The 7,270-nt window shown below is 66.5% G+C and carries 7 protein-coding genes; 2 read left to right on the top strand and 5 right to left on the bottom strand.

Translation table 11 applies throughout. From position 1 onward, the window contains the following. The coding region (locus tag ACXJKH_RS11470; protein WP_457319531.1) for an asparaginase domain-containing protein at positions 1 to 278 on the top strand (278 nt) is incomplete at its 5' end. Between the two features lie 496 nt (positions 279 to 774). On the opposite strand, the gene ACXJKH_RS11465 is transcribed toward ACXJKH_RS11470, so the two are convergent. The 3 genes from ACXJKH_RS11465 to sufT form a co-directional block, all read right to left on the bottom strand. Continuing rightward, positions 775 to 2,520: a S8 family peptidase gene (locus ACXJKH_RS11465; RefSeq protein ID WP_457319530.1), complete on the bottom strand. Its 1,746-nt coding sequence runs from the start codon at positions 2,518 to 2,520 to the stop codon at positions 775 to 777. A 602-nt stretch (positions 2,521 to 3,122) separates the two neighbouring features. Next, positions 3,123 to 4,220, bottom strand: coding sequence for a branched-chain amino acid aminotransferase (locus tag ACXJKH_RS11460; protein ID WP_457319529.1), 1,098 nt, complete (start codon positions 4,218 to 4,220; stop codon positions 3,123 to 3,125). A 60-nt stretch (positions 4,221 to 4,280) separates the two neighbouring features. Further along, the gene (gene sufT, locus ACXJKH_RS11455) at positions 4,281 to 4,832 is read right to left on the bottom strand and encodes a putative Fe-S cluster assembly protein SufT (RefSeq protein WP_019182393.1); all 552 of its coding nucleotides are present in this window, start codon (positions 4,830 to 4,832) and stop codon (positions 4,281 to 4,283) included. A 118-nt stretch (positions 4,833 to 4,950) separates the two neighbouring features. On the opposite strand from sufT, the gene ACXJKH_RS11450 reads away from it, so the two are divergent. After that, on the top strand, positions 4,951 to 5,370 hold the full coding sequence (locus ACXJKH_RS11450) for a hypothetical protein (RefSeq protein WP_457319528.1): 420 nt from the start codon (positions 4,951 to 4,953) through the stop codon (positions 5,368 to 5,370). Positions 5,371 to 5,520: 150 nt separating this feature from the next. On the opposite strand, the gene ACXJKH_RS11445 is transcribed toward ACXJKH_RS11450, so the two are convergent. Next, positions 5,521 to 6,975: an NAD(P)(+) transhydrogenase (Re/Si-specific) subunit beta gene (locus ACXJKH_RS11445; RefSeq protein ID WP_457319527.1), complete on the bottom strand. Its 1,455-nt coding sequence runs from the start codon at positions 6,973 to 6,975 to the stop codon at positions 5,521 to 5,523. Further along, positions 6,972 to 7,270 (bottom strand): NAD(P) transhydrogenase subunit alpha (locus ACXJKH_RS11440; RefSeq protein WP_457319526.1); only part of this gene is annotated, 299 nt, incomplete at its 5' end. The genes ACXJKH_RS11445 and ACXJKH_RS11440, both read right to left, overlap by 4 nt.

Raw genomic sequence — 7,270 nt, 5'->3', positions numbered from 1 at the left:
CCGCGCAGCCGACCCGTCACGTGCTGGTGACGCACGGGACCGATTCGATGGTGCAGACCGGCCAGGTGCTCAAGACCATCGCCGACAAGACCATCGTGATGACCGGTGCGTTGAGCCCGGCGCGCTTCCGTGGTTCAGACGCGGAATTCAACATCGGCTGCGCGATCGGCGCGGTACAGTCGCTGGCCAGCGGCGTCTACATCGCCATGAACGGGCGCATCTGGAATCCCGAACACGTGCGAAAGAACGTGGCCGCCAATCGGTTTGAGGAAGCCTGATCGGCTGGGACTTCTAGAAGCCGCAMTCCTCGAGCGTACTGGGCTGGGCGGGGGTGTGTGAGWTTGCGGGACACGCCGTAAATCCGTCCCTGGAGGCTCGCGTGCGCCATCCATGGCGCACGACGGTCCCGCAACCTCACCCCCCACCCTCGACAGTTGGCTGGTAGCCGTGGAAAAGCGCTGCGGGCAAAACAACGCCAGCGCCGCCGCTTCCGTCTTCCCGCTTCCGCTCTTTCATTGCGCACCAGCCCACTGTCAAAGGGTGGGTACGGGTGGCGTTGCAGGACCGTCATGCGCCATGGATGGCGCATGCGAGCCTACAGGGACGTACTTGCGGCGTGTCCCGCAACGCCACCCGTACCCGCCCAAGCCAGAGCAGGCACGAACTCGCGGCCGTTGTTCCTGCTTCGGCTTCTAGCTTTTGGCTTCTAAAAGAAAATCCAAAAAAGACGCCCCGGCCGAAACCGGGGCGTGCCCATTGGAGAGGGATCTGGGCTCAGTACTGCGCGGTCAGGGTGACCCCGGAGAAGGTCGAATAGCCCTTCACCCGCACGTGCCAGGTACCGGCCGCCGGTGAAGTGATCGTGCAGGTTTCGTTGTTGCCGCTCAGGTACGGGCGGCAGTTGTAGACCGTGTCGGTCGGAGCGCTGCCCGAACGCACGTACAGATCGGCGTCACCGCTACCGCCGGCGATGCTCACCTTCAGCTGCGAACTGCCCGACGGCACCGTCACCGTGTAGGCCAGCGATGCGCCGCTGGCGGCACCCAGGCCGCTGACCGGCACATTGTTCTGCAGCACCGTACCGGTGCCCGGGTTCGGGTTGGTCCCGCCCAGTGCCGCCGTGACCGCCGCGTCGGCGTCCACGATGCCCGCACCGCAACCGCCGCTGCATGCGCCCGGCAGGGCCCGTGCGGTGTTCTTCAGCAGCGTCTCGATCGCCGCCGGCGTGAGCGCGGTCGGGGCCACCGACTGCACCAGCGCGACCACGCCGGCCACGTGCGGCGCCGCCATCGACGTGCCGTTGTAGGACGCGTAGGACGCCGTGCCCGGCACCGTGGTGCCGCTGTTGAGGGTGGACAGGATCGCCTGGCCCGGGGCCGAGATATCGATGCCTGCGCCGTAGTTGGAGAAGCTGGCGCGGGCGCCGGCCGACGTCGTCGCGGCAACCGCGATCACGTTGGCGCAGTTGGCCGGCACCGAGGTGGACACGTTGGCGTTGCTGTTACCGGCGGCCACCACCACGGTCGTGCCGCGCGAGACCGCGCCGTTGATGGCGTTCTGGTAGGTGGTCGAGCAGGTACCGCTGCCGCCGAGGGACATGTTGATCACTTCGGCCGGGTTGGCATTGGCCGGCACGCCGCTGACGGTGCCGCCGGAAGCCCACACGATGGCATCGGCGATGTCGGAGGTGTAACCACCGCACTTGCCGAGCACGCGCACCGGCACGATCTTGGCATTGAACGCAGTACCGGCCACGCCGGTACTGTTGTTGGTCACCGCCGCGATGGTGCCGGCCACGTGGGTACCGTGCCAGCTCGAGTTGGAGGCCGGGATGCCCGAACCGCACTCGTTGGCGCCGTACCAGTCGCCTTCATCGTTGGGATTGTTGTCGCGGCCACCGCCATCGCGCGCCATCGCCGCGTCGCTGATGAAGTCGTAGCCGGGCAGGATATTGGCGTTGAGATCGGGGTGGTTGGTGATGCCGGTATCGATCACCGCCAGGACCACGCCGGTGCCGGTCGCCTTGTCCCACGCCGGGCGCACGTTGATCGAGGCGTTGCTGGTGCCAAAGCCCCACTGCTCGGACAGGCGGGTGTCGTTGGGTACCAGGGTGGCGTGCATCAACTGATCGACTTCGACATAGGCCACRTTCGGGTCGGCGGCGAGGCGGCGCATCAGCAGTTCGGCCTCGGCCGCATCCAGCGGACGGTCGGCCTTGACCACGGTCGGGCCGATGGCCAGCTGGCGCAGCGTCTGCACGCCCAGCGCGCGGCCCTGCGAGGCCGGGACAGCCAATGCGGCCGCTTTCAGCGAGCTGGCCAGTGCCGTCGGGGTGGCTGCCAACTGGCTGCCCGGTTTCCAGCCGACGATGAAGCGCTCCTGCTTCGTCTCAGGCGACAGGCCGCTCAGGTGCACGTCGCCGGCGAACGCCGGGGCGGCCAKCAGCAGGGTGGAGAGGACGGACGCGCCCAGTACAACCAATGCACGTTGACGCAAACGGGGTTGCGAATCATGAGACATCGGATTTCCCTTTCAGACAGTGGGTGCCGCGAACGCGGCTGAATGTCCAGTCCCGACCCGGGGGCTGCTGAAGTCGATGGCGCGGATCGGACCAGGTGTTGGATCGGTTCCCCTGAATCAAACCGCCCATCGCGACGCTAGTGGCTCGGTGCGCATTCAACAATGTTTCAGCCGCACTTCAGGAACATGAAATGTCGGATCTGAGACTTTTCGGGTCGAGGGTTTGTGAAAGTGAAGGAACTCTCCGCCTGACGAACGGTCAGGAAACGTCATCACATGTCCATTTCAGCTGTCTTGACCGTCAATTCGCGGACAAGCCTTGCGCGCCGGGGCCTGCACGTCGTTACCACCGCTGGACAACGTGCCGATCTGCCGATCTGGTGCCGGCCGTTGGCCGCTGCTCGCGCTGACCGTGGCTGAYGGTGCCGGGGGCCATGAGGAGCCGGCCAACGGCCGGCGCTACTTGCGCGCAGGAACGGGTTGGTGCGGCCATGAAAAAGCCCGCCGGTGGCCAGCGGATGGCCGGATGATTGTTTGACCGCCCATGAAAAAACCCGCCTGTCGCCAGGCGGGTTTTCAGTACGGCAGCCGCGCGGCGGCGCTTACGCGTCCAGGCGCACCAGCCAGCCGTGACGGTCCGGCAGGCGACCGTACTGGATGTCGGTCAGTTCCTTGCGCAGCGACAGCGTCACTTCGCCGGCCGGGGCGGTGATGTCGCCCACCGAGAAGTCTTCGCCCTTGAGCTGGCCGATCGGGGTGACCACCGCAGCGGTGCCGCAGGCGAACGCTTCCACGATCTCGCCGGAGGTCACGCCGTCCTTCCACTCATCAAGGGTGACCTTGCGCTCTTCGACCTTCATGCCGCGGTCGCGCGCCAGCTGCAGGATGCTCTCGCGGGTGATGCCTTCCAGGATGCTGCCCGACAGCGACGGGGTCACCAGGGTGCCGTCCTTGTAGACCAGGAACACGTTCATGCCACCCAGTTCTTCCAGGTACTTGCCCTCCACCGGATCCAGGAACAGCACCTGCGAGCAGCCCTGCGCCTGCGCCTTCTGCTGCGGCAGCAGCGAGGCGGCGTAGTTGCCACCGCACTTGGCCGCGCCGGTACCGCCCTTGCCCGCGCGTGCATATTCGGTGGACAGCCAGATCGACACCGGGGCCACGCCCTTGGCGAAGTACGGGCCGGCCGGACTGGCGATCACGTAGTAGCCGGCCTTGTGCGCGCCGCGCACGCCGAGGAAGGCTTCATCGCCGATCATGAAGGGGCGGAAGTACAGGCTGGATTCGTCGGCCGACGGCACCCAGCTGGCGTCCACCGCAATCATCTGCTTGAGCGATTCGACGAAGATGTCGACCGGCAGTTCCGGCAGCGCCAGGCGCTGGGCCGAACGCTGCAGGCGGCGGCCGTTGGCCTCCGGGCGGAAGGTCCAGATCGAGCCGTCGGCGTGGCGGTAGGCCTTGATGCCTTCGAAGATTTCCTGGCCGTAATGCAGCACCGCGGCGGCCGGGTCCAGCTGCAGCGGGCCATACGGGCGCACCACGGCATCGTGCCAGCCGGTGTCCTTGTCCCACCGCACTTCCACCATGTGGTCGGTGAAGTGCAGACCAAAACCGGGGGCGGCCAGGATGCGCTCACGCTCCTCGCTGCTGCGCGGGGTGGCGGAACGGGTGGTGTTGAAGCTCACGGAAGACTGGGACACCGGATATTTCCTGTTCTGGTTACGGGGAACGCCTTCCACCGCAGGCGCGGCGGCAGGCGGTTACAGCATGCCGGTTTCGAGCCGGGCGGCCTCGGACATCATGTGACGGCCCCACGGCGGGTCGAACACCAGCTCGACGTCGGCCTCGGCCACCGTCGGAATCATTTCCAGCTTGCTGCGCACATCGTCCACCAGGATCTCGCCCATGCCGCAGCCGGGCGCGGTGAGGGTCATCTTGATATCGACCTCGCGCTGGCCATCGTCCAGGTGCTTGAGGTCCACTTCATAGACCAGGCCCAGGTCGACGATGTTGAACGGAATCTCCGGGTCGAAGCAGGTGCGCAGCTGCTGCCACACCAGTTTTTCGACCTCCTCGTCGGAGGCATCGGCGGGCAGTTCCAGCGCAGGGGGCGCTTCCTTGCCGATGGCATCGCCATCCTTGCCGGCAATGCGGAACAGATTGCCTTCGACAAATACGGTATAGCTCCCACCCAGGGCCTGGGTGATGTAGCCATAGCTGCCGGCGGGCAGCGTGACCGTTTCGCCCTGCGGGACCATGACGGCCTCGCAGTCGCGTTCGAAGTGGACAGGTTCACTGCTACGGGAATACATGTGGATCGATATGGGGGTCGCGGCCAATTCCCGCAAGGCGACCATTTTAGCCCAGTGGCCGCCCACGCGCCGGTCACCCCGCAAGCCGGTATCCTGTGGGCACTTACAGGAAGATTGCATGTCGCCCACGTCCGTGCCTGTCCGGAGCCGCCACTGGCTCTGGCCCCCGATGTTGCTGCTTGGTGTCGTCACGGCCACGTTGGCCTGGTTGTTCATCGCCCTGCTCAGCGGCCGCCAGGCCGGCTGGATGGCCGTGCTGGCGGCCTTGGATATCGCCTTCATGCTGCGCCTGGGCACCTTTCGCCCCGGCCCGGCGCGGGTGGTGGTGACCCTGCTGGCGACCCTGCTGGTTGCGCTGGCGGCCAACTGGGGCATCGCCTCGGCCTACCTGGGCGGCTCGATGGGCCTCAATCCGTGGGATTCAGCGTTGCGGATGGGCCCGTTCATGGCCTGGACCCTGCTCGGCTTGGCCAATGGCGCAGCCGAATGGCTGTGGCTGGGCGTGGCCCTGGTGGTTGGGTGGTGGGTGGCGAAGTAGCCGCCCTGCATGCGCGCTGTCGCCGCATGCCTTTGCATGCATCGGTCGTGCCGGCCGCTGGCCGGCTCTTCCTGACGTCTGGACGGAAACGCGTTGGTATTCACGCATCGTGGGGATGCCGGCCAGCGGCCGGCACTACGCGATGTTGCTTCAATGCCCGCCGTCGAGCGCCTTCAATTCGCTGACCAGCGCGCTGGCTGCGCCGGCACCATCGCCGTACAGCATGCGGGCGTTGTCGGCGTAGAACAGCGCATTTTCGATACCGGCAAAACCGGTGCCCTTGCCGCGCTTGATCACCACCACATTGCGCGCGTTGACCACGTCCAGGATCGGCATCCCGTAGATCGGGCTGGCCGGATCGGTGCGTGCGACCGGGTTGACCACATCGTTGGCGCCGATCACCAGCACCACGTCGGTGTTGGGGAACTCGGGGTTGATGTCGTCCATGTCGGCGATCAGATCGTAAGGCACGCCGGCTTCGGCCAGCAGCACGTTCATGTGCCCGGGCATGCGCCCGGCCACCGGGTGGATGGCGAACTTCACCTTGATACCGCGATCGATCAGGCGCTGCGCCAGTTCCCATACCTTGTGCTGGGCCTGGGCCACGGCCATGCCGTAGCCGGGCACGATCACCACGCGCTCGGCGAAGGCCAGCATCGCGGCCACGTCGCTGGCCTCGATCGGCTTCTGCGCCCCGCTGATTTCCTGCGCCACGCCACCGCCGCCGAAGTTGGAGAACAGGACCCCGCTGATCGGCCGGTTCATCGCCTTGGCCATCAACCGGGTGAGCAGGATGCCGGCCGCGCCGACCATCATGCCGGCGATGATCAGGGCCTCGTTGCCCAGCACGTAGCCTTCAAAGGCCACCGCMAGGCCGGTGAAGGCGTTGTACAGCGAGATCACCACCGGCATGTCGGCACCGCCGATCGGCAGCGTCATCAACACGCCCAGTGCGAGGGCGACCACGAAGAAGCTGACGATCGCCACCGGGCTCAGGGTGACAGCCGCCCAGATGCCCAGCACCACCATCGCCAGGGCAACCAGCAGATTGAATGCCTGCTGCCCGGGGAAGGTCACCCGCCGGTCGAGTCGGCCGTCGAGCTTGGCCCAGGCAATGATCGAGCCGGACAGCGACACCGCGCCGATCGCCGAACCGATCACCGCCAGCGCCAGCACGGTTGCCGACGGCTGGCGCGCGGCCAGGTCGGCCAGCGCCTGCTCGCTCCAATGGGTGGTATCGCGGTTGGCCAGGAACGAGAAGCGCAGCAGTTCCACCGCGCCGATCGCCGCGGCCGAACCACCGCCCATGCCGTTGTACAGCGCTACCATCTGCGGCATGTCGGTGATCGCCACGCGCTTGGCCGACCACCAGGCTACGCCCGTGCCGATGGCCACCGCCGCCAGGATCAGCGGGATGTTGTGCAGTTCTGGCAGGAAGAAGGTGGCCACCGTAGCGATCAGCATGCCCAACCCGGCCCAGCGGATCCCGCTGCGCGCGGTCATCGGCGAGGCCATGCGCTGCAGGCCGAGYAGGAACAGGGTGGCGGCCACCAGGTAACTCGCCTGCACCAGCCACTGCAGCAGTTGCGCGGTGGTCACGTTCAAGGCGCCTTCTCCCCGGCGTCGCGCTTGGCGCTGGGCTTGAACATGTCCAGCATGCGTTCGGTCACCACGTAGCCACCGGCCGCATTGCCTGCGCCCAGGACCACCGCGATGAAACCGATGATCTTCTCCAGCGGCGTCTGCGCATGGCCCAGCACGACCATCGCGCCGATCAGCACGATGCCGTGGATGAAGTTGGACCCGGACATCAAAGGGGTATGCAGGATCACCGGCACCCGCGAAATGATCACGTGGCCGGCAATCGCGGCCAGCATGAAGATGTACAACGCCACGAACC

This window comes from Stenotrophomonas sp. P5_B8 (assembly GCF_054049855.1).
This window is presented reverse-complemented; position numbering and strand designations above follow the sequence as displayed.